Raw genomic sequence first — 19,564 nt, 5'->3', positions numbered from 1 at the left:
TGCATAAGGCCGATAACCCTATCGAGTGCGACGTCCGTTGCATGGCTCTCGGGGGTGGATGTGAAAATTGGACTGCGTATCGTATTGACATCGGCGGCTTCGGTCGCCATTGCTTTGGCCGTGGGTACCTTGGGTTTCTTTTCTACGCGTCAGGCTACGAACGGGGCCGACGTGATCTACTCGGATGCCCTGGTGCCGGTTACCCAGGTGACCGAGATACGGCATTTCGTCACCCAGCAGCGTGGCGTGCTCAATCGCGCGTTGCTCGTCAACAAGCCGGATGCCGCCGCAGCCGCCAAGACCAAGATTGCCCAGATTCGCGTCGAAAGTGACACGGTCTGGCGCAGCTACTATGCGACGCAGAGCGAGAACCCGACGCTGCGCGAGATGGCCGACGCCTTCAATGCGTCGCGTTCGGGCACGCGCCGTCAGGTCGACGCGATGCTGGAGATCCTGCCCACGGATCGTGCCGCTGCGATCGATCGCATGCTTAACGTCATCGCGCCGTCGATGGACAAGGATGCGGAGCTGATTGCTGCCCTCGTCGCCAAGAACCGCGACATGGCGCGTGCCACATACGATGCCGCGGTGGCGTCCGGCAAGCGATCGGCGGAGGTCATGGCGGGTACGCTTCTGCTTGGCGCGGCCCTGGTCGCGATGGGCGGCTTCTTCCTGCGGCGCGCCGTCATGCGTCCGCTGGTCGCGGCACGCGGGCTTGCCGTACGTATCCGCGACGGCCACCTCGAGAACGCACTGGTCGTCACCGGTAACGACGAGCTCAGCGAGACCTTGCAGGCGCTGGCGGACATGGATACGCAGTTGTCCGCCATCGTGCGCAAGGTGCGGGAAAACGCGCAGCAGGTGAACAGCGCGGCCCGCGACATCTCGGCGGGTAACGACGATCTGTCCAACCGTACGCAGGAACAGGCCTCGTCGCTGGAAGAAACCGCCGCGTCGATGGAAGAAATGGCCGCGACGGTGAAGCAGAACGCCGAGGCCGCCGGGCATACCCGGCGCCTGACCGAAAAACTGCGCACCGATGCCACGACGGGCCACGAGGTCGCCACGTCGGCGGTCGGTGCCATGGGCCGGATCGCGAAGGCCAGCAAGGACATCGGCGAGATCGCCGTACTCATCGACGAAATCGCGTTCCAGACCAACCTGCTGGCGCTGAACGCCGCGGTCGAAGCGGCCCGCGCCGGCGAGCAGGGCCGTGGCTTCACCGTCGTGGCCAGCGAAGTCAGGTCGCTGGCCCAGCGCAGCGCCGCGGCGGCGAAGGACATCAAGCAGCTGATTGCTTCCACCCGCGACGAAGTCGCCGAAGGCGTCGGCCTGGTCGAGAGCACGGGGCAGGCGCTGGCGGAGATCGCCACCGATGTCGCCAGGGTGTCGGGCCTGGTCGCGGAGATCGCGGCGGCCTCCGACGAGCAATCCACCGGCGTGGAGCAGGTCAACCAGGCGGTGTCCGCACTGGACGAGGTGACCCAGCAGAATGCGGCCCTGGTGGAAGAAGCCAGCGCGGCGAGCCGTACCGCGCTGGATGTCGCCGACGAACTGATGCGTCAGGTGTCGTTCTTCAAGCTTCGTGGCGATGCGAGCGAACCCGCATCGCAGCCGGCCCAACCCACGCCCGTCGCTGCCGCGCACGCACCCGCCGCCGCGCCGCGTAAGGCGGCCAGCCGCCCGATGATGTCGACCCCGGCGCTGGCCTCGTCCTGGCAGGAGTTCTGACCGGACCGGCCAGAGCCTCGGCGACACGCAGGGGCTTTCGCACGCAGCCGGTTCAATGGCTGTCGCGCGGAAGCCCCTTCGTCTGTGCGATCTGCTGGTACTTCTCGGCGCCTTCCAGGATGGCGCCGGTGTCCATCTGGCCGACCAGCGCCCGCTGGATTTCCTGCCACGGCGTCTGCGAGGCGGGGTAGCGATAGCCACCCGCCTCGACCAGCGCACGGCGGCGTTCGGCCAGTTCAGCGTCCGGAATCAGCACATCCGCCGTGCCCTTGCCCAGGTCGATACGGACACGGTCGCCCGTGCGGATCAGTGCGAGCCCGCCCATCACGGCCGCCTCCGGGCTGGCATTGAGGATGGACGGTGAGCCCGACGTGCCGGACTGGCGCCCGTCGCCGATGCAGGGCAGGGCGTGCACGCCCTCGCGGATCAGGTAGGCCGGCGGACGCATGTTCACCACTTCCGCCGAGCCGGGATAACCCACCGGGCCCGCGCCACGCATGAACAACAGCGTGTCGGTGGTGATGCCCAGCGAGGGATCGTCGATGCGGTGGTGGTAATCCTCCGGACCGTCGAAGACCACGGCCGGGCCTTCGAAGGCTTCCGGATCGTTGGTATCGCTGAGGTAACGCGCGCGGAACTCGGGGCTGATCACACTGGTTTTCATGATCGCGCTGTCGAACAGGTTGCCGCGCAGCACGATGAAGCCGGCGTCTTCCTTGAGCGGTGTGGCGAAAGGACGGATGACGCGCTCGTCCTCGATCGTCGCGTCGCGGCAGTTCTCGCCGATCGACTTGCCGTTGGCGGTTTTCGCGTCCGCGTGGATCAGGCCCTGTTTGAGCAGTTCGCCCACCACCGCCGGGACGCCACCCGCGTGATAGAAATCCTCGCCCAGGTATTCGCCCGCGGGCTGCAGGTTCACCATCAGCGGCACCTTGTGACCGTGCGTCTGCCAGTCGTCGATCGCCAGGTCCACGCCGATGTGGCGCGCAATGGCCGCGAGATGGATGGGCGCGTTGGTCGATCCGCCAATGGCCGAGTTGACCACGATGGCGTTGAGGAAGGCCTCGCGCGTGAGGATGTCCGACGGCTTCAGGTCCTCGGCGACCATGCCGACGATGCGCTTGCCGGTCAGGTAGGCGATTTCCTGGCGGTCGCGGTACGGCGCGGGAATGGCCGCGGCACCTGGCAGCTGCATGCCCAGCGCTTCGGCGAGGCTGTTCATCGTGGTGGCCGTGCCCATGGTGTTGCAGTAACCGGTGGACGGCGCGGACGAGGCGACCAGCTTGATGAAGCCTTCCTCGTTGATGGCGCCGGTGGCCAGCATCTCGCGCGCCCGCCACACGATGGTGCCCGAGCCCGTGCGCTCACCCTTGTGCCAGCCGTTGAGCATCGGGCCCACGGACAGGGCGACTGCGGGGATGTTCACCGTGGCCGCCGCCATCAGGCAGGCTGGCGTGGTCTTGTCGCATCCGATGGTCAGCACCACGCCGTCGAGCGGATAGCCGTGCAGCACTTCCACCAGCGAGAGGTAGGCGAGGTTGCGATCCAGGCCCGCGGTGGGGCGCTTGCCGGTTTCCTGGATGGGATGCACCGGGAATTCGAGCGGGATGCCGCCGGCTTCGCGGATACCGTCGCGCACACGCTCGGCCAGCACCAGGTGGTGACGGTTGCAGGGCGACAGGTCGCTGCCCGTCTGGGCGATGCCGATGATCGGCTTGCCCGAACGCAGTTCTTCCAGCGACAACCCGAAGTTGAGGTACCGCTCCAGGTACAACGCGGTCATGTCGATGTTTTCGGGGTTGTCGAACCAGGCGCGCGAGCGAAGCGGAGGGGCGGTATGAGTCATGGCGAGCGGCGGTCTCTTCAGGAATCGGTGGATGGCTCGGCGTGGCGAGGGCTTCCGGCCCGGCCGTTGACGCGCGGTGGATGCGTCGATAGTCTATTACTCAGACAAGATAATCCATGAGTCAAGCGGCGGTAAAGGAATTTTCCGAACCCACGTTGTCTGGACGAACACCTCCCTTCAGATGACGCCACCATGCAGCATCCAACTGAAAGGGACCCTACAGTGAACTCACGCAACCTGCTCCTCGGCCTCGCCACCGTCGGGTTCGCCTTCTCGCTCGCCGCCTGTTCCGGCGGCCGCGGCAACGGCGACACGGCCGCCGCCTCCGGCGACAACAAGGGCGCCCTCGTCGGCGTCGCCATGCCGACCAAGGTCTCCGAGCGCTGGATCAAGGACGGCAACGCGGTCAAGGAAGATCTGGAAAAGCTCGGCTACAAGGTGGACCTGGAGTACGCCGACAACAAGATTCCGCAGCAGGTGCTGCAGGTCAGCAACATGATCACCAAGGGCGCCAAGGTGCTGGTGATCGCGTCGATCGACGGCGGTTCGCTGAGCGACCAGCTCGATGCCGCGGCCAAGGCCGGCATCAAGGTCATCTCGTACGATCGTCTGCTCACCGGCAGCAAGAACGTCGATTACTACGTCTCGTTCGACAACTACAAGGTCGGCGTCGACCAGGCCAACAGCCTGCTCACCGGCCTGGGCCTGTTGGGCGCGGACGGCAAGAAAACCGACAAGAAGGGCCCGCTCAACGTCGAGATCTTCGCCGGCAGCCCGGACGACAACAACGCCACGTTCTTCTACAACGGTGCGATGGATACCCTCAAGCCGTACATCGCCGACGGCAGCATCGTGGTGAAGAGCGGCCAGACCGGCTTCACCCAGGTCGCCACGCTGCAGTGGGATCCGGCCACGGCCAAGGCGCGCATGCAGAACCTGGTGGCCAAGTCGTACTCGGCCGGCGCCAACCTCGACGGCGTGCTGTCGCCGTACGACGGCATGTCGATCGGTATCATCTCCGCGCTGCAGGGTGCCGGCTACGGCAATGCCTCCAAGCCGCTGCCGGTCATCACCGGTCAGGATGCCGAGGCCGCCTCGGTCAAGTCGATCATCGCCGGCCAGCAGTACTCCACGATCTACAAGGACACCCGCAAGCTGGCCGACCAGGCCGCGGTGATGGCCAACGACCTGCTCAGCGGCAAGAAGCCGGAAACCAACGACGACAAGACCTACAACAACAAGGTCGTGGTCGTGCCGACCTACCTGTTCCAGCCCACCGTGGTCACCAAGGCGAACTACCAGCAGGTGCTGGTGGACAGCGGTTACTACACGCCGGCGCAGCTGCAGTAAGTCCTGCCTGAGGAAAGAGGATACGTGACCACCAACATTCTCGAGATGCAGGGCATCACGAAGACCTTCCCCGGCGTCAAGGCGTTGCAGAACGTGTCGCTCGGTGTCAAACGCGGCCACGTCCACGCCATCTGCGGCGAGAACGGTGCAGGCAAATCGACACTGATGAAGGTGCTCAGCGGGGTTTACCCCGCGGGTACCTTCGACGGGCAGATCGTCTTCGAAGGCGCGCCGGTCGACTTCAAGAGCATCAACGACTCCGAAGCCGCCGGCATCGTCATCATCCACCAGGAGCTCGCGCTCAGCCCGTACCTGTCCATCGCCGAGAACATCTTCCTCGGCAACGAGCAGCAGAGCCACGGCTGGATCGACTGGAACAAGACCAACCTGGAAGCGGCCAAGCTGCTGGAACGGGTGGGGCTGAACAACAATCCGATCACGCGCATCACCGACCTGGGCGTGGGCCAGCAGCAACTCGTGGAGATCGCCAAGGCGTTGTCCAAGCGGGTCAAGCTGCTGATCCTGGACGAACCCACGGCGGCGCTCAACGATGCCGACTCCGCCCACCTGCTCGGCCTCATCAAGCAGCTGCAGGAACAGGGCATCACCTCGATCATCATCAGCCACAAGCTCAACGAGATCGAAGCGATCGCTGACGAGGTGACGGTCATCCGCGACGGTCACGTGATCGAGACGCTGGACATGAGCGCGGGAGAGGTGACGGAAGAGCGGATCATCAAGGGCATGGTCGGGCGCGAGCTGGAAAGCCGCTACCCCGAGCACACGCCCACCCTCGGCGAGGAACTGCTGCGGATCGAGGGCTGGAACTGCTTCCACCCGATCGACGTCGATCGCCAGATCATCACCGATGCCGGCATCACCGTGCGCACCGGCGAGATCGTCGGCATCGCCGGCCTGATGGGCGCGGGGCGCACCGAGCTGGCCATGAGCGTGTTCGGGCGCAGCTACGGCGTGAAGATCAGCGGCAAGGTGTTCAAGCGCGGCGTCGAGATCGACATGAGCACCGTACCCAAGGCGATCGCGAACGGCGTGGCCTATGCCACGGAAGACCGCAAGCGCTACGGGCTGAACCTCATCGACGACATCACCCGCAACACCTCGGGCTCGGCCCTGCACAAGCTGGCCAGCCTGTTCGGTTTCGTCGACGGCCACAAGGAAGCCACGGTGGCCGGCGAGTACCTGAAGAACCTCAACATCAAGGCGCCGGGCGTCGATGCCATCACGGGCAAGCTGTCCGGTGGTAACCAGCAGAAAGTCGTGCTGTCCAAATGGATGTATGCCGACCCCGATGTGCTGATCCTCGACGAGCCCACCCGCGGCATCGACGTGGGCGCCAAGTACGAGATCTACGCCATCATCAACCGGCTCGCCGACGAGGGTAAGGGGATCATCATGATCTCGTCGGAACTCCCCGAGCTGCTCGGCGTCTGCGACCGCATCTACACCCTCGCCGAGGGGCGCGTCACCGCGGACATTCCACGATCCGAGGCGACCGCCGAGGTCCTTATGCAGCACATGACACGAGAACGGGAGAAGGTCGCCAGTGACAACGTCCAATGAAATGACGCCGCAGGGTGGCGGGGTAAGGAAGGCGCTGAGCTACCTGACCGGCCAGCTGAGGCAGGTCGGCCTGTTCAGCGCGCTGATCGTCATCGTGCTGTTCTTCCAGTTCGCCACCGGCGGCATCACGCTTCGTCCGATCAACGTCTCCAACCTGGTCATCCAGAATAGCTACATCCTGATCCTGGCCATCGGCATGGTGATGATCATCATCGCCGGGCATATCGACCTGTCGGTGGGCTCGCTGGTGGCGTTCATCGGGGCCATGGCCGGCGTGATGATCACGCAGTGGCATATCCCCTGGCCGGCGGCCGTGGTGCTGTGCCTGATCCTGGGTGGCCTGGTGGGTGCGTGGCAGGGCTTCTGGATCGCCTATTTCCGGATACCGGCCTTCATCGTCACCCTGGCCGGCATGCTGCTGTTCCGTGGCGCCGCGCAGATCGCGCTGCAGAACCAGCAGATCTCGCCGTTCCCGGAGGCGTTCCGCCGGATGGGCTCGGGCTTCCTGCCGGCCTTCGGCACCAGTGGCTACGAGCCGCTGACGCTGGTGCTCGGCGGGGTCGCCGCCCTGGTGCTGCTGTACGGTTCGCTGCGGCAGCGGGCGGTGCGGCATCGCTACGGGTTGGAATCGGAGCCGCTGTGGTACTTCGTCCTCAAGCTGGCGTTCTCCGTGTTCCTGATCGCCTTCATGGCGTTCCTGCTGGCCAGCTACAACGGCACCCCGATCGTGCTGGTGATCCTGGGCGTACTGATCGTGGCCTATGCGGCGATCATGGCGCGCTCCGTGTTCGGTCGGCACGTGTATGCCATCGGTGGCAACCTCAGCGCTGCGGCACTGTCTGGCGTGAAGACCAAGCGGGTCACGTTCCTGCTGTTCGTGAACATGGGCGTGATCTCGGCGCTGGCCGGGCTGGTGTTCACCGCGCAGCTCAACCTGGCCAGCCCCAGCGCCGGCACGGGCTTCGAGCTGGACGCGATCGCCGCCGTGTTCATCGGCGGTGCGGCGGTCACGGGCGGTATCGGTACGGTCACCGGCGCGATCATAGGCGGCCTGATCATCGGCCTGCTCAACAACGGTATGTCGATCCTCGGTGTGGGCACGGAATACCAGGCGCTGATCAAGGGCCTGGTGCTGCTGGCCGCGGTGGCGTTCGACGTCTACAACAAGCGTCGCACCGGCGGTCGCTGAGGCGACGTTCCAGGCATGACGTCTACCGGCAGTCGATGCCGCCCGCGTTCAGGGCTGCATCGACTGCTGCGTGTCTTCCAGTGCCAGTTCCACCAGCACCCGCATCGCCTCGCTGGCCGCCGTGGCATCGCCGTCGGCAATCGCCACCAGCACGCGGCGATGATCGGGAATGGGGTTGCGGGGCAGGGCGCGCTGACGATGCTTGAATTGCGTGGTCCAGCTGACCGCCGCACAGATGCTCGCATTCAATACGATCAACGCGTCGTTGCCCGTGGCATGCAGGATCGCACTGTGGAAGTCGCGGTCGGCCATGCGGCCGGCGTCGGTGGCGAGCGTGTGGCGGGTCATCCCGGCCAGGGCATCGCGCATGGCCTTCAGGTCCTCCTTGCTGCGCCGTTCGGCGGCCAGCGCGGCAGCGGCGGGCTCGACGATGGCGCGCAGCTCGAACAGGCTGCGGATGAACGCCGTGTCCGGGCTGCCGGCAAACGCCCAACCCAGTACTTCCGGATCGAGCAGGTTCCAGCGGCTGCGCGGCAGCACGCGCGTGCCGGCCTTGGGCCGGCTCTCGACCAGCCCTTTCGCCGCCAGCGCCTGGATCGCCTCGCGATAGGCGCTGCGCGATACGTCCAGTTGCTCGGAAAACACCACCTCGCCGGAGAGCACGTCGCCAGGCAGGTATTCGCCCGCCAGGATGGCGGCGCCCAGCTTGTGTGCGATCGCGCCATACAGGCGCCGCCCCGTGCCACGCGGCTCGCGCGGTGCCTGGGTGTCCGCCTTGATCGGTGCTGTCGGCTTGGTCTTGCTCACGTGTTCATTCCTTCCCGTCCCTCGGCCGCCCGCCATTGCAAAAGCAGTATAACCGCCTTACCCTAATTGTCTGAGTAATTATCGCGGTGCAACATATGTCGAACGACGAAAAAACCGGTGTGACTCCCAACGCCTTTCGATCGGTGGATGCCGCGACGGGGCAGCCTTTCGGTGAGGCCTTCGCGGCGGATGGCGTCGAGCGGGTCAGGGCCGCCTGCGCCGCGGCCGACGCCGCGTTCGACGTTTATCGTACGACAGATGCCGAGAGCCGGGCCGCCTTCCTCGAGCGCATCGCCGAGGAAATCGTGGCACTGGGCGACGCGTTGATCGTCACCGCCATGCGTGAGAGCGGACTGCCGCGGCCGCGCCTGGAAGGCGAGCGTGGCCGCACCGTCGGCCAGCTGAAGCTGTTCGCGGGCGTGCTGCGCCGTGGTGGCTGGATGGGCCTGCGCATCGACCCGGCCACCGCGGCCGACGTGACGCCCGCGCGTGTCGACCTGCGCCTGCGCATGGTCCCGTTGGGCCCGGTGGCCGTGTTCGGCGCCTCCAATTTCCCGCTCGCGTTCTCCACGGCCGGTGGCGACACGGCGTCCGCGCTGGCGGCCGGTTGCCCCGTCGTGGTCAAGGGCCATCCCGCCCATCCGGCCACCGGCGCCATGGTCGCCTCGGCGATCCACATCGCGGTCAAGGCCAGCGGCCTGCCGGCGGGCGTGTTCGCCAACCTGACCGGCCCGGGTATCGAACTCGGTGCCGCGCTCGTCAAGGACCCCGCCATCGCTGCCGTCGGTTTCACCGGCTCGCGCGCTGGCGGTCTCGCGCTGGTCAAGCTGGCGCAGGAACGCGACGTGCCCATTCCCGTGTACGCGGAGATGTCGAGCATCAATCCGGTGCTGCTCTTGCCCGAGGCGCTGCGTGCGCGCGGCGACGCGCTTGGCACGGCCTTCGTCGGTTCGCTGACCATGGGCGCGGGGCAGTTCTGCACCAACCCCGGCCTGGTGCTGGCCATCGAGGGTGAGGGCCTGGATGCATTCGTCGCGGCTGCCGGTGGCGCCGTGTCGAAGGCCCCGGCGCAGACGATGCTCACCGGCGCGATCCACGGCGCGTACGAGCGCTCCGTCGACACGCTGCGGCAGAAGGACGAGGTCACCACCGTGGCGCAGGGTCTGCCCGGCGACGGTGCCAGCGCCGGACGCGCGGCGTTGTTCGTGACCACGGGCAAGGCGTTCCTGGCCGACAAGGCGCTTGCGCACGAAGTCTTCGGCGCTTCGTCGCTGCTGGTGCGCTGTGCCGACGAAGCCGAGCTGCAAGCGGTCGTCGCGGCCGCCGAAGGCCAGCTGACCATGACGCTGCAGATGGACGAGGGCGACACGGCGCTGGCCGCGCGCCTGGTCCCGCTGCTGGAGCGGAAGTGCGGTCGCATTGTCGTCAACGGCTGGCCGACCGGCGTCGAGGTCACCCACGCGATGGTGCACGGCGGCCCGTTCCCGGCGACGTCCGACGGACGCTCCACCTCGGTGGGCAGCCTCGCCATCGATCGCTTCCTGCGGCCGGTGTCGTACCAGAACTTCGCGCAGGCCCTGCTGCCCGCCGCGCTGCGTGACGACGCCGGCCTGCCGCGCCTCGTCAACGGTGTCCCTGCCGCCTGATTCCCCGCGCCCCGTGTGCCCTGGAGAGACAACGCCATGACCTTGCGTCTTTTGCAACATCGTGCCGCCGACGGCACGCGTTCCGTGATCGCCGCGCGGGGTGACACCGCCGCGTTCGTGCCCGGCGTGGACAGCGTACGTGCCCTGGCCAACCGCGCCATTGCCTCGGGTACCGACCTGGCGGGTGCCGTCGCGGCCTGCGGCGTCGGTGCCACGGTAGACATCGCGGCCGAACTGGCGGCCGGGCGCCTGCTCGCCCCGATCGATCATCCGGACCCGGCGCACCTGTTCATGACCGGCACGGGGCTGACCCACCTGGGTTCCGCGGAAGGACGCGACAAGATGCACCGCGAGGCCGCCGCCGCGGAGAAGCAGACCGACTCGATGCGGATCTTCCTCGAAGGCGTGGCAGGCGGAAAGCCCGCGGCCGGGCAGGTCGGCAGCCAGCCGGAGTGGTTCTACAAGGGCAACGGCCATGGCCTGGTCGGGCCGGGCGCACCGCTCACGTCGCCCGCCTTTGCGAAGGACGGCGGCGAAGAACCCGAACTGGCCGGCATCTACCTGATCGGGGACGACGGCACGCCGTTTCGCCTGGGCGTCTGCCTGGCCAACGAGTTCAGCGATCACGTGACCGAACGGCACAACTACCTCTGGCTGGCCCATTCCAAGCTGCGCCAGGCCGCGCTGGGCCCCGAACTGCTGGTCGGTCCGCTGCCGGCGCAGATCCAGGGCAGCAGCCGCATCCATCGCGACGGTGCGGTGCTGTGGGAGAAGCCGTTCCTGTCCGGCGAAGAGAACATGTCGCACAGCTTCGCCAACCTCGAAGCGCATCACTTCAAATATGACGTCTTCCGCCAGCCGGGTGACGTGCACGTGCATTTCTTCGGCACGGCCACGCTGTCGTTCTCGGAAGGCATCACGACGCAAGTGGGCGATGAATTCGAGATCGAGGCGGCGCCGTTCACCCTGCCGCTACGCAATGCGCTGGCGCAGGCGAGCGCGCAGGCCGTGACCGTCAAGGCGCTTTGACCGTGGCGCCTGTTCGCATCGCCGTCGTCGGCCTGGGCAAGATCGCGCGCGACCAGCACCTTCCCGCGCTGGCGGGCAGTCCGGATTTCCAACTGGTGGCGGTGGTCGATCCGGCGCTGCCTTCGGTGGAAGACGTGGCGTCCTTCGCCAGCCTCGCTGCCTTGTTCCGTGATGGCCCCGCCGTCGATGCGGTGGTGCTGTGTACGCCGCCGCAGGTGCGTTATGCGCTGGCTCGCGAAGCACTCCAGCACGGTGTGCATGTATTCCTCGAAAAGCCGCCCGGTGCCACACTCGCGGAAGTCGCGGTGCTGGAACAGCAGGCGGAGGCGAGCGGTCTGACACTGTTCGCCGGCTGGCATTCCCAGCATGCGGCGGGCGTCGAACCGGCACGTGCGTGGCTTGCCACGCGGCGCATCGATCGTGTCGCGATCACCTGGCGGGAAGACGTGCGCGTCTGGCATCCCGGGCAGGAGTGGGTTTGGGAACCCGGCGGCCTGGGCGTGTTCGATCCGGGCATCAATGCCTTGTCGATCGCCGTGCGCATCCTGCCCAAGGCGTTTTTCCTCACGTCCGCCACGTTGTCGTTTCCCGCCAACCGCGCGGCGCCGATCGCGGCGGCGTTGCGGTTCGCCGACAGCGACGGCATGCCGATCGCCATGGACCTGGACTGGCGACAGACCGGCCCGCAGACGTGGGACATCGTGGTCGAGACCGATGGCGGGACACTGAGGCTCAGCAAAGGTGGCGATGTGCTCATCCTGCCGGATCAGACGTTGACGGCGGCCGACCGGGAATATGCCGGCCTGTATGCACGCTTCGCGGCCTTGATCCGCGAACGGGGCAGGGACGTGGACACGCGGCCGTTGCGATTGGTGGCGGACGCGTTCCTGATCGGGCGGCGGGAACAGGTCGAGACGTTTGCCTGGGACGAGTAAAACCACCTCTTCGACGCTGAGCTGGAGCGTCCGGTGTCGGACCTTCGCCGCACCCGTGCGACGAAGGTCCCAACATTATGGGTTCAGTGCGTGGCCCAGAGCTTCTTCAGCAGGTTGACCTTATCGGTGCGCACCGATGACCAGTCGTCGTTGAGGATGCCGCCGGTGTCGTTGCTGTTCGGATTCCACGACCAGTAGAAGCCGCCGTGGATACCCTTGCCGACCAGGTAGTCCACCAGTGCGTTCTGCCAGGTCACGTCCTGCGCACTGCCCTGGCCGTACTTGCCACCGAATTCGCCCAGCAACAATGCCTGGCCCGATGTGGCGAAGCGGCCGAAGTGCTGGTCCCAGATGGCCGGCATGTTGGCCGGAAAGTTGGACGCGCTGAAATACGACTGCATCGACACATCGGGACCGTAGACGTGAGGCGCGAGCAGCAGCCGGTCGGCCGGAATGTTCAGTGGTGTGCACGACAGCGGCTCCAGGTTCTCTCCCCAGAAATGGCCACCGCTGCTGGAGCAACTCGGGTTCTCGCCGATGCCCTCGACCACGATCAGCCACTTGGGTGCGACCTTCAGCACCGCGGCCGATGCGCGTTCGGCGGCCTTGTTCCAGTCGGTGGCCGTGTTACCCGTACCCCATGTGGCCGCGCCGTGCGGTTCGTTCTTGAGGTCGATGCCGATCACGCCCGGTACCCCGGCGTAACGCCTCGCGACGAGGGTAAGGTCGTCGATCCATTGTTGCTCGCTGTAGGACGAGGTGTACCAGAGCTCGGATATGGCGTTGCAATCGGGCGTGTGATGGTCGAGCAGGACATACATGCCGCGGCTGCTCAACTCGTCGATCACCTTGTCCATCACCTGCAGTGAATTCAGCCCCTGCAGATCCGGGTTGAGGCTGTAATCGATGCTGCCGGGCGCAATGCCACTCAAGGACTGCGGACAGAACGGCAGGCGCACGGCGTTGAAGCCCAGGCCTTGCATCTGCGTGATCATGTCCTTCCAGTTGCGTGCCCACAGGCCATGCACGGTGTGTACGTTGGTGTCGAAGCCGAACCAGTTGACGCCGCGTAACTGCACCGGGTTGCCGTTGTCGTCGACCACCTGGCCGTTCTTGATGGCATGGCTCCATACCGAACCGCTCGTTACCACCAGCGCTGCGGCAAGCAGGCAGCGCGCCAGACAGGACTTTCTTGGCATCGACATGGTCTGTCTCCGAAGACGGCCCTCCCGGGAAGGGAAAGCCAAGGCCTGAACGCACGTGGCGTGTGGCGTGCATCATCGTGAGTGGATCGGTCGTGCGTTGTGACTGCGAGCACAGATGCAGGTTTCGTCCGAAAACGCGGTAGCGAATTCAGCGGCGCGTCACGGCAGGCGTTCGAAGGCGATCACCGGCTTTTCGCGGTAGTCGCGCTCGTCGATCGGCAGATAACCGAGCTTCTCGGCGACACGAAGCGACCCGACATTCTGTGGATCGATGATGCAGACGGTGCGCTGCGGGCCCTTCATTCGCAGGAACCAACGAAGTGCCGCCTCCGCCGCTTCGGTCGCGTATCCCTTGCCATGACTGCTGGCACCCAGAAGCCAGGCGCTTTCCGGATAAGGGTCGAAGTCGGTACCGAGGTCGCGCTCGAAGTGCGCCGTGCCCGTCTCGCCGACGTATTCGCCGGTGGCCTTGCTGCGGATGGCGAACAGGCCATAACCGTACAGGCTCTAGTGGCCGACACTGCGCAGGAAACGCACCCAGCTCTCGGGGCGTGGTGAAGGCCCCGCGCCGATAAAACGGTAGACCTCCGGTTGGGAGAGGATCGCGTGGAACGGTTCGAAGTCGTCGATGGTTGGGATGGACAGCGTGAGGCGGTCGGTTTCGATCATGCGATGTTCCCTGTGCATGCTGTCGCCCATGGGCGACGAACGAGGTGATGTCCGATGGCCGGCCAAAGCCGATGCCATCGCCGTGGTTGCCGATTATGCCGCGTATGCACCCGCGACCGCGCGTGCCTCCCTGGATGACTACCGGTGCCTGGGGCCAGGATTGCCGGCATGAGGGGGGGCTTTATCCGGTGCCCCGGCGTCCCTATCTCGACAGACAGCGTTCCCGCCTTGTCCTTGCACTCGCCTGGTGCAGAAGAAGTCCGGGGGCATCCGCCTTCCGTCGATAGATAAAGGACGTCTCATGAATACCTCGCAGAAAATTGCACTCGTCACGGGTGCCACCCGTGGCATCGGTACCGAAACGGTGCGCCAGCTGGCCCAGGCCGGCGTGCTGACCCTCCTGGCTGGCCGCGATGCCGGTCGGGCCAAGGCCGCTGCCGACAAGCTGGTGGCGGAAGGGCTTTCCGTCGAACCGATCGCCCTGGATGTCACGAATGCCGAAAGCATCGCCAAGGCCGTGGCCGAGCTCACGTCCCGCTTCGGCAAGCTCGATATCCTGGTGAACAACGCCGGCATCATGGTCGACGACATGAGCAAGGCGCCGTCCGAGCAGACGCTCGCCGTGTGGCGCGAGACCTTCGACACCAACGTGTTCGCCGTGGTCGAAGTCACGCAGGCGTTCCTGCCTCTGCTGAAGAAAGCGGACGCTGCACGCATCGTCAATGTGTCCAGCCAGCTGGGCTCGCTGGCTTTGCACGTGGATCCAACGTCGCCGATCTACAGCTTCAAGGTGCCCGCCTACGACGCTTCGAAGACCGCGATCAACGCGTGGACCATCCATCTCGCCTACGAACTGCGCGATACGCCGATCAAGGTCAATGCGATCCATCCGGGTTACGTGCAGACGGACATGAACGGCGGGCAGGGCGAGATCGACGTGCCGACCGGCGCGAAGAGCAGCGTCGGCATGGCCCTTATCGGCGAAGACGGTCCGACCGGCAGCTTTACCTACCTCGGCCAGACGCTTCCCTGGTAAACGGCTCACCCACGCTTCTGGCTCATGAGGACATGGCTATGACGACCTACGTCGTGTTTACCCGCGATCGCATCAAAGATGAAAACGAGTTCGCCACCTACGGGCAGCTCGCTGCCAAGGCGGGCGAAGGGCATCCGGCCACGCGGCTGGCTTTCTATGGCGAGGTGGAAACGTTGGAAGGTGATCCGGTCGACGGATCGGTGATCATCAGCTTCCCGAGCAAGGCCGAGGCACTGGCCTGGTACAACAGCCCCGCATACACCGCAGCGCGCGAGCACCGCTTCAAGGGAGCGGACTATCGGGTCTACATGGTCGAAGGCGTGTGACCCGAGTCGCCTGAACAGGCAAGGTCGAGAGAGACTTTCGCTTTGCGGAGGGCTGGCATCCTGCCGGCCCTTTGCCTTGCGGTGGTCGATTACTGCTGGGGTGCCGCAGCCTGCTGGGCGGCGGCCGGGGCCTGTGCCTGCTGCTGGCGTTCCTGCGCGGCCAGCTTCTGGTTGTTGGCCTCGAGGTTCCACAGGCTTGCGCTTTGTTCCGGCGTCTGGCCGATCGCCGTGTTCATGTCGACACCGGAGACCTTTTTCAGCGGCGAGTTCAGGTCGCCCTGCACGGTGTACGCCGTCGAGCCGTCATTCGCCATGACGAGGTGGTCGATGCGGGTGAGGCCTTCCGCTTGTGCCTTCTGTGCAGCGGCGCCGGCCACGTTCTCACTGATGGCGTCCGGCGTGCGGCCCAGCTTCGCGTCCAGCTGATGCACCTGCGCCAGTGCCTGTTCGTACAGGGCGTGGCCGGGGTGATCCTTGTCCTTCAGGCTTTCCATGGGCTGCTCGCGCGTCGCCGCCTTGAGCGCTTCCATGGTCTTCGGACCGGCGATGCCGTCGGCGGTGAGGCCGGCTTCGGTCTGGAAGCGCTTCAGCGCACCCTGGGTGTTGGGACCGAAGTCGCCATCGGGCGTCAGTGACTTGCCGTCGTTGCCGAGGTTGCCGTGCTTGTTGAGCATGGCCTGCAGCGCCGCTACGTCGGGCGAATGATCGTGCAGGCGTAGCGTACCGGCGCGCTGTACATGGTCACCCGATGCCTGGCTCGGATGATCGGCGGCGGATGCTGCCTTGCCCTTGTGCTCGACGGTCACGCCGTTTTCCTTGAGGACGCGATCGGCATCGGCGAGGACATCGAGCGACTCCTTCTCGTGCGCGATGCGCTTGGAAAGGCCCTTGTGCAGCTGGGGCGAACTGGCCCAGATATCCTTGACGTGCGCCGCCTTGTAATCCTGCACGGCATCGACGATGTCCTTGTCGCTGAGCTTGTCGAGCTGGTAGTCGTCGCCGAACTTCTCTTTCAGGCCCTTGGCGAAGATCTTCGGCGTGAGGTCGCGGGTCTGCACGGACGTGCTCCACACGGCATCCTGCACCGCCATGCCGCGGCCGGACAGGTCGATGCCGGCGGCCTTCAGCGCCTTGTCCTGCTCGTTGTAATGCGAGCGGCCGATGAAGTCTTTCTGGTCGGCACCGAAGCCCGGATCGTTCTTGCCCAGCGCCTTCCACTTCTCGTCGAAGGCGGGGGTGGCGGGCGTCAGGCCCTTGAACTGGTCCTTGTACGCCGACTGGTCGAGGTATTCCTGCAGCGTGCCCATCTTCGTGGACAGCTGGAAGGACCCGTACGACACACCACCGTGGTCGCCCTTGCCGGTGGATACCGCGCCGGGACCGGCCGCGCCGGATTCGTAACCGGCCGAGGTCTGGCCAAGGTGCCAGCTACCGGCGACGCGTTTTGCTTTATCGAGATCATCCGTCATGCATCTAACTCCTGGTTGACTAACGAAAACACCCGACATAACCGCCGGGTGGGTGTGATTATTTCTTCAAGCGGTTTTCCAGTTCCGTCGCGCGCTCCGCCGTCTGCGTCAGCGCGCAATCGCCGGAGACGAGCAGGGCAGCCGTGCCGCCGTCCTTGTCGGGCGCGCACTTGGTGTCGCGTGCCTTGATCCAGGCGCGCTCCTCATCGCGGAGTGCCAGGCGGTCCTTGTCGGAAAGCGACTTGCGCAGGGCCTGGTAGGCGGTGTTCAACCGCTTGTCCTGGTAGTCGAATTCCTTGGCGAGACAGCTGTTCATCTTCACGGTGACGCCTTCGGAGGCATCCATGCAGGTGTCGAAGCCTGGCCGGAGGTGCTTGTCTGCGCTGGATGCGGCGGTGTCGTCGGCATGCGCGGGGCCAACGAAGGCGCCGCCAAAGGCCATGACGAGCGCGGCCATGGTTGCCGCACGAAGGGAATATCGCGTCACTGCTATGTTTCCTTGTGTTCCACCCGGACGCGCATCATACCGTGTCGTGCGCGGCAAGGCTTTGAGTTATTTCGTAAGCGGGGTAGGGCGAAGAAACGTCGGCAGATTTGCGCGATGATTGAAGTGCATTATCCCAAGGTACTTACCCAGGAGTTCAAGCTCATGACGAAACCACATCTGAGAGCCATGGTTGGCGCGGCCATTCTTTTCATTTCCACTGCAGCATATAGCAGTGAACTTCCCGGCCGCTGGACCCTGGTCATCGAAAATCCTGAACACGTGGTCGTTGCCACTTTGGCCGTTGAGTTCATGGACGAGCAGGCGGTGTCCTGCCTAGGCGGCGATTGGAAAACCGTGAAAGTCGTTTCGGCGACGACCGGAGACGACGACTTTTTCCCTACGTCAGAGCCGCTTGCCTATCAGATAGAGAAAGGGCAAATCACCATAGGTCGCAACCAGAAGTGCGATGCCTATTTGTTGCTTAAGGGCAAGCTCGGAGAGCCCCAGGTCAAGGGTGACTACTTCAGCTTTGGGATGGGGGGGAGCTTTCCGCTGGGCTATTTCACCTTGAGTCTAAGCCGGTAAAAAGTGCGCCGAAACGCCAGGCGACGTCCGGCCCAGATTTGAGTGGCGGCCCGATGTCGAGTCCAATCCTCGACGGGAAGGATATCTTGCAGGCCGAACCAAACCGCCTTCATCGAATTGCCCAACGGCCCGATGCTCGATGAATACCTTGACGATCAATCGAATCGCATGACCTGAAACACGTTTCCCTCGGGATCGCGGCCATCGTACATATCGTACGGAAACCCTTCGTAGCGCTTCATATCGCCAACCGTGATGCCCGCGGCCTCGAGTCTGGCGCGGTGGGCCGCTAGATCGGATGTGATGGCGAATACGAACTTGGTCGTCGGGCCGGTTCTCTCGTCCTGCGCCGGTGAAGCGGAGGACGCCGTCGTGTTTCGATACTTCGCACCCATGCGATGCAGGGCTAGCTCGATGCCGCCGGCCTGCAAGACGACCCATTCATCGTCGATTTCCTCGACGACAGGAAGCTCGAAGTGGGTGCGGTAAAAAGCCTTGACCTTGGCAACGTCGCGGACGTAAATGATGATTCTCACCAAGGGAATGGCCATGACCGACGGTTCCTGTGCGTTGTTTCACTGCTTGGCAGGGGAGGCCACGAGGACCATGTCGAGATCGTAGTGCGACGCATCGGATCCAGCCTTCGTAGTGAAGGTCAAGGTCACGTCGCGGTTCTCCTGCCGACTAAGCCACCGATGCATGCCATCCGGCTTCCACAGCCCGGTCTTGCGTACGCCGACATCGAGCCGGTCGAGCAAGTCGGTTGCGGCCGTGGCGGTTCGTACGTGATACCGCGTTACCCAACGGTCCATATCGCCGGCGGAAACATATTCGTCGAACGTTGCATCCTTGGGCCAATCCACGCCGGACTGCACCTCTCGCTTGGTCAGGTAACGATCGGCAAACCGCGAGCGCACGAATCCGCCCTCCGGCTTCCAGTCGTACTCCAGACGCAGGGCTACGGTGCGTGCCTCGTCCACGCCGCGGATTTTCGCGACCACATGCAGCGCGGCATCGATACCGGAGGATAGCCCGGCCGATGTCACCAGCTTGCCGTTGTCGGCCCAGCGCACGTCGCGGATAACGTGAACCTTCGGAAACGCCTTGGCCAGTTCGTCGATCCGCGGTGTGAACGTGGTCGCCTTGTCACCGTCGAGCAGGCCGCTGGCCGACAGGATGAAGGCGCCCGTACATACTGACAACACCTGTTTCGCCGGTAGCGATCGCTCGCGGACGAAGTCGAGGATGCGCGTGTCACGCTGGGCGTCGGCCACGTCGCCTCCCGGGATCAACAGGATATCGAACGGAGGTGCCTTGGCGAAGCTCGTGTCGGGATCGATTTTCAGGCCCATCGCAGTGGTCACCGGCTTGCCGTCGGGTGACACGGTGACCACGCCGAAGCCGGCATTGCCGAAGACCTCGTAGGGTCCTGCGAAATCGATGATCTGGACACCGTCGAACATCAGGATGCCGACGCGTACGGGCGGGTCTGACATGGGTTGGTGTGCTGCGAAGGCGGGCAGGGCGAGGAGCAGGGCGATGAGCGGGAACAGATAGCGACGCATGGGTGAGTCCTTTGACTTGGCGTGCCGTTCTTGTCTGGGTAGGTGTGCCGCAACTGAATCTTAGCGGTAACACTTCCCGTGTCCTATAGCCCTTGGGTACACATCGCT

Annotated in this window: 18 protein-coding genes and 1 pseudogene; 10 read left to right on the top strand and 9 right to left on the bottom strand. The window is 65.0% G+C overall.

Annotation, left to right across the window (positions count from 1 at the left end; translation table 11 throughout):
* Positions 1 to 54: 54 nt before the first annotated feature.
* Positions 55 to 1,731 (top strand): methyl-accepting chemotaxis protein, encoded by a 1,677-nt coding sequence (locus tag AB8808_RS11630; RefSeq protein WP_369929519.1) that lies wholly within the window; start codon positions 55 to 57, stop codon positions 1,729 to 1,731.
* A 52-nt stretch (positions 1,732 to 1,783) separates the two neighbouring features.
* Here the strand turns inward: AB8808_RS11630 and AB8808_RS11625 are convergent, their stop codons facing one another.
* Positions 1,784 to 3,577 (bottom strand): IlvD/Edd family dehydratase, encoded by a 1,794-nt coding sequence (locus tag AB8808_RS11625; RefSeq protein ID WP_369929517.1) that lies wholly within the window; start codon positions 3,575 to 3,577, stop codon positions 1,784 to 1,786.
* A gap of 222 nt (positions 3,578 to 3,799) precedes the next feature.
* Here AB8808_RS11625 and chvE point away from each other — a divergent pair, with 222 nt between their 5' ends.
* From chvE to mmsB, 3 genes are read left to right on the top strand one after another with little or no spacing between them, the layout of a single operon-like run.
* Complete coding sequence (chvE, locus tag AB8808_RS11620) at positions 3,800 to 4,927, top strand: multiple monosaccharide ABC transporter substrate-binding protein (RefSeq protein WP_275451396.1); 1,128 nt, start codon at positions 3,800 to 3,802, stop codon at positions 4,925 to 4,927.
* Between the two features lie 24 nt (positions 4,928 to 4,951).
* Complete coding sequence (gene mmsA / locus AB8808_RS11615; protein ID WP_369929515.1) at positions 4,952 to 6,508, top strand: multiple monosaccharide ABC transporter ATP-binding protein; 1,557 nt, start codon at positions 4,952 to 4,954, stop codon at positions 6,506 to 6,508.
* Entirely contained in the window at positions 6,492 to 7,697 is a 1,206-nt protein-coding gene (mmsB, locus tag AB8808_RS11610; protein WP_369929513.1) for a multiple monosaccharide ABC transporter permease, read from the top strand. Before mmsA ends, mmsB begins: the two co-directional genes overlap by 17 nt.
* Positions 7,698 to 7,745: 48 nt before the next feature.
* Here the strand turns inward: mmsB and AB8808_RS11605 are convergent, their stop codons facing one another.
* Positions 7,746 to 8,504, bottom strand: coding sequence for a FadR/GntR family transcriptional regulator (locus AB8808_RS11605; protein ID WP_369929511.1), 759 nt, complete (start codon positions 8,502 to 8,504; stop codon positions 7,746 to 7,748).
* A gap of 95 nt (positions 8,505 to 8,599) precedes the next feature.
* On the opposite strand from AB8808_RS11605, the gene AB8808_RS11600 reads away from it, so the two are divergent.
* The 3 genes from AB8808_RS11600 to AB8808_RS11590 are packed head-to-tail and all read left to right on the top strand — an operon-like array spanning position 8,600 to position 12,114.
* Positions 8,600 to 10,150, top strand: a complete 1,551-nt coding sequence (locus AB8808_RS11600) for an aldehyde dehydrogenase (NADP(+)) (protein WP_506193216.1) — start codon at positions 8,600 to 8,602, stop codon at positions 10,148 to 10,150.
* Between the two features lie 36 nt (positions 10,151 to 10,186).
* Positions 10,187 to 11,179 carry an AraD1 family protein gene (araD1, locus tag AB8808_RS11595; protein WP_369929508.1) on the top strand — a complete coding sequence of 331 codons (993 nt, stop codon included), beginning with the start codon at positions 10,187 to 10,189 and terminating at the stop codon, positions 11,177 to 11,179.
* A 2-nt stretch (positions 11,180 to 11,181) separates the two neighbouring features.
* Complete coding sequence (locus tag AB8808_RS11590) at positions 11,182 to 12,114, top strand: Gfo/Idh/MocA family protein (protein WP_369929506.1); 933 nt, start codon at positions 11,182 to 11,184, stop codon at positions 12,112 to 12,114.
* An 89-nt stretch (positions 12,115 to 12,203) separates the two neighbouring features.
* Here the strand turns inward: AB8808_RS11590 and AB8808_RS11585 are convergent.
* From AB8808_RS11585 to AB8808_RS11575, 3 genes and pseudogenes are all read right to left on the bottom strand, one after another.
* Positions 12,204 to 13,319: pseudogene (locus AB8808_RS11585) on the bottom strand (glycoside hydrolase family 5 protein); the annotation flags it as partial.
* Positions 13,320 to 13,478: 159 nt separating this feature from the next.
* Positions 13,479 to 13,799, bottom strand: coding sequence for a GNAT family N-acetyltransferase (locus AB8808_RS11580; protein WP_506193272.1), 321 nt, complete (start codon positions 13,797 to 13,799; stop codon positions 13,479 to 13,481).
* Between the two features lie 27 nt (positions 13,800 to 13,826).
* Positions 13,827 to 13,988 carry a GNAT family N-acetyltransferase gene (locus AB8808_RS11575; protein WP_369929504.1) on the bottom strand — a complete coding sequence of 54 codons (162 nt, stop codon included), beginning with the start codon at positions 13,986 to 13,988 and terminating at the stop codon, positions 13,827 to 13,829.
* A gap of 301 nt (positions 13,989 to 14,289) precedes the next feature.
* Here AB8808_RS11575 and AB8808_RS11570 point away from each other — a divergent pair, with 301 nt between their 5' ends.
* Together AB8808_RS11570 and AB8808_RS11565 are read left to right on the top strand one after the other, a co-directional pair.
* Entirely contained in the window at positions 14,290 to 15,024 is a 735-nt protein-coding gene (locus AB8808_RS11570) for an SDR family oxidoreductase (RefSeq protein ID WP_369929503.1), read from the top strand.
* Positions 15,025 to 15,062: 38 nt separating this feature from the next.
* Positions 15,063 to 15,350 (top strand): DUF1330 domain-containing protein, encoded by a 288-nt coding sequence (locus AB8808_RS11565; RefSeq protein ID WP_369929501.1) that lies wholly within the window; start codon positions 15,063 to 15,065, stop codon positions 15,348 to 15,350.
* A gap of 89 nt (positions 15,351 to 15,439) precedes the next feature.
* Here the strand turns inward: AB8808_RS11565 and AB8808_RS11560 are convergent, their stop codons facing one another.
* Both AB8808_RS11560 and AB8808_RS11555 read right to left on the bottom strand, forming a co-directional pair.
* On the bottom strand, positions 15,440 to 16,819 hold the full coding sequence (locus AB8808_RS11560) for a VgrG-related protein (RefSeq protein WP_369929499.1): 1,380 nt from the start codon (positions 16,817 to 16,819) through the stop codon (positions 15,440 to 15,442).
* A 58-nt stretch (positions 16,820 to 16,877) separates the two neighbouring features.
* A complete protein-coding gene (locus tag AB8808_RS11555; RefSeq protein WP_369929497.1) occupies positions 16,878 to 17,306 on the bottom strand; it encodes a lysozyme inhibitor LprI family protein in 429 nt (142 codons plus the stop codon).
* Between the two features lie 114 nt (positions 17,307 to 17,420).
* On the opposite strand from AB8808_RS11555, the gene AB8808_RS11550 reads away from it, so the two are divergent.
* On the top strand, positions 17,421 to 17,891 hold the full coding sequence (locus AB8808_RS11550) for a hypothetical protein (RefSeq protein ID WP_369929496.1): 471 nt from the start codon (positions 17,421 to 17,423) through the stop codon (positions 17,889 to 17,891).
* A 155-nt stretch (positions 17,892 to 18,046) separates the two neighbouring features.
* Here the strand turns inward: AB8808_RS11550 and AB8808_RS11545 are convergent, their stop codons facing one another.
* Together AB8808_RS11545 and AB8808_RS11540 are read right to left on the bottom strand one after the other, a co-directional pair.
* Positions 18,047 to 18,442, bottom strand: coding sequence for a VOC family protein (locus AB8808_RS11545; protein WP_369929494.1), 396 nt, complete (start codon positions 18,440 to 18,442; stop codon positions 18,047 to 18,049).
* A 24-nt stretch (positions 18,443 to 18,466) separates the two neighbouring features.
* Positions 18,467 to 19,456 carry a DJ-1/PfpI family protein gene (locus tag AB8808_RS11540; protein WP_369929492.1) on the bottom strand — a complete coding sequence of 330 codons (990 nt, stop codon included), beginning with the start codon at positions 19,454 to 19,456 and terminating at the stop codon, positions 18,467 to 18,469.
* Between the last annotated feature and the right edge of the window lie 108 nt (positions 19,457 to 19,564).

The sequence above is a fragment of the Xanthomonas sp. NCPPB 2632 genome, from assembly GCF_041228075.2.
Lineage (GTDB): Bacteria > Pseudomonadota > Gammaproteobacteria > Xanthomonadales > Rhodanobacteraceae > Luteibacter.
Note: the sequence above shows the minus strand (reverse complement) of the source record. Positions and strands in the feature narration are given on the sequence as shown.

Excerpts from the sequence above, each read along its gene's own strand:
- AB8808_RS11625 (WP_369929517.1), bottom strand. The coding sequence starts at position 3,577 with ATGACTCATACCGCCCCTCCGCTTCGCTCGCGCGCCTGGTTCGACAAC.
- AB8808_RS11600 (WP_506193216.1), top strand. The coding sequence starts at position 8,600 with ATGTCGAACGACGAAAAAACCGGTGTGACTCCCAACGCCTTTCGATCG.
- araD1 (WP_369929508.1), top strand. The coding sequence starts at position 10,187 with ATGACCTTGCGTCTTTTGCAACATCGTGCCGCCGACGGCACGCGTTCC.
- AB8808_RS11575 (WP_369929504.1), bottom strand. The coding sequence starts at position 13,988 with ATGATCGAAACCGACCGCCTCACGCTGTCCATCCCAACCATCGACGAC.
- AB8808_RS11570 (WP_369929503.1), top strand. The coding sequence starts at position 14,290 with ATGAATACCTCGCAGAAAATTGCACTCGTCACGGGTGCCACCCGTGGC.
- AB8808_RS11565 (WP_369929501.1), top strand. The coding sequence starts at position 15,063 with ATGACGACCTACGTCGTGTTTACCCGCGATCGCATCAAAGATGAAAAC.
- AB8808_RS11560 (WP_369929499.1), bottom strand. The coding sequence starts at position 16,819 with ATGACGGATGATCTCGATAAAGCAAAACGCGTCGCCGGTAGCTGGCAC.
- AB8808_RS11550 (WP_369929496.1), top strand. The coding sequence starts at position 17,421 with ATGATTGAAGTGCATTATCCCAAGGTACTTACCCAGGAGTTCAAGCTC.
- AB8808_RS11545 (WP_369929494.1), bottom strand. The coding sequence starts at position 18,442 with ATGGCCATTCCCTTGGTGAGAATCATCATTTACGTCCGCGACGTTGCC.
- AB8808_RS11540 (WP_369929492.1), bottom strand. The coding sequence starts at position 19,456 with ATGCGTCGCTATCTGTTCCCGCTCATCGCCCTGCTCCTCGCCCTGCCC.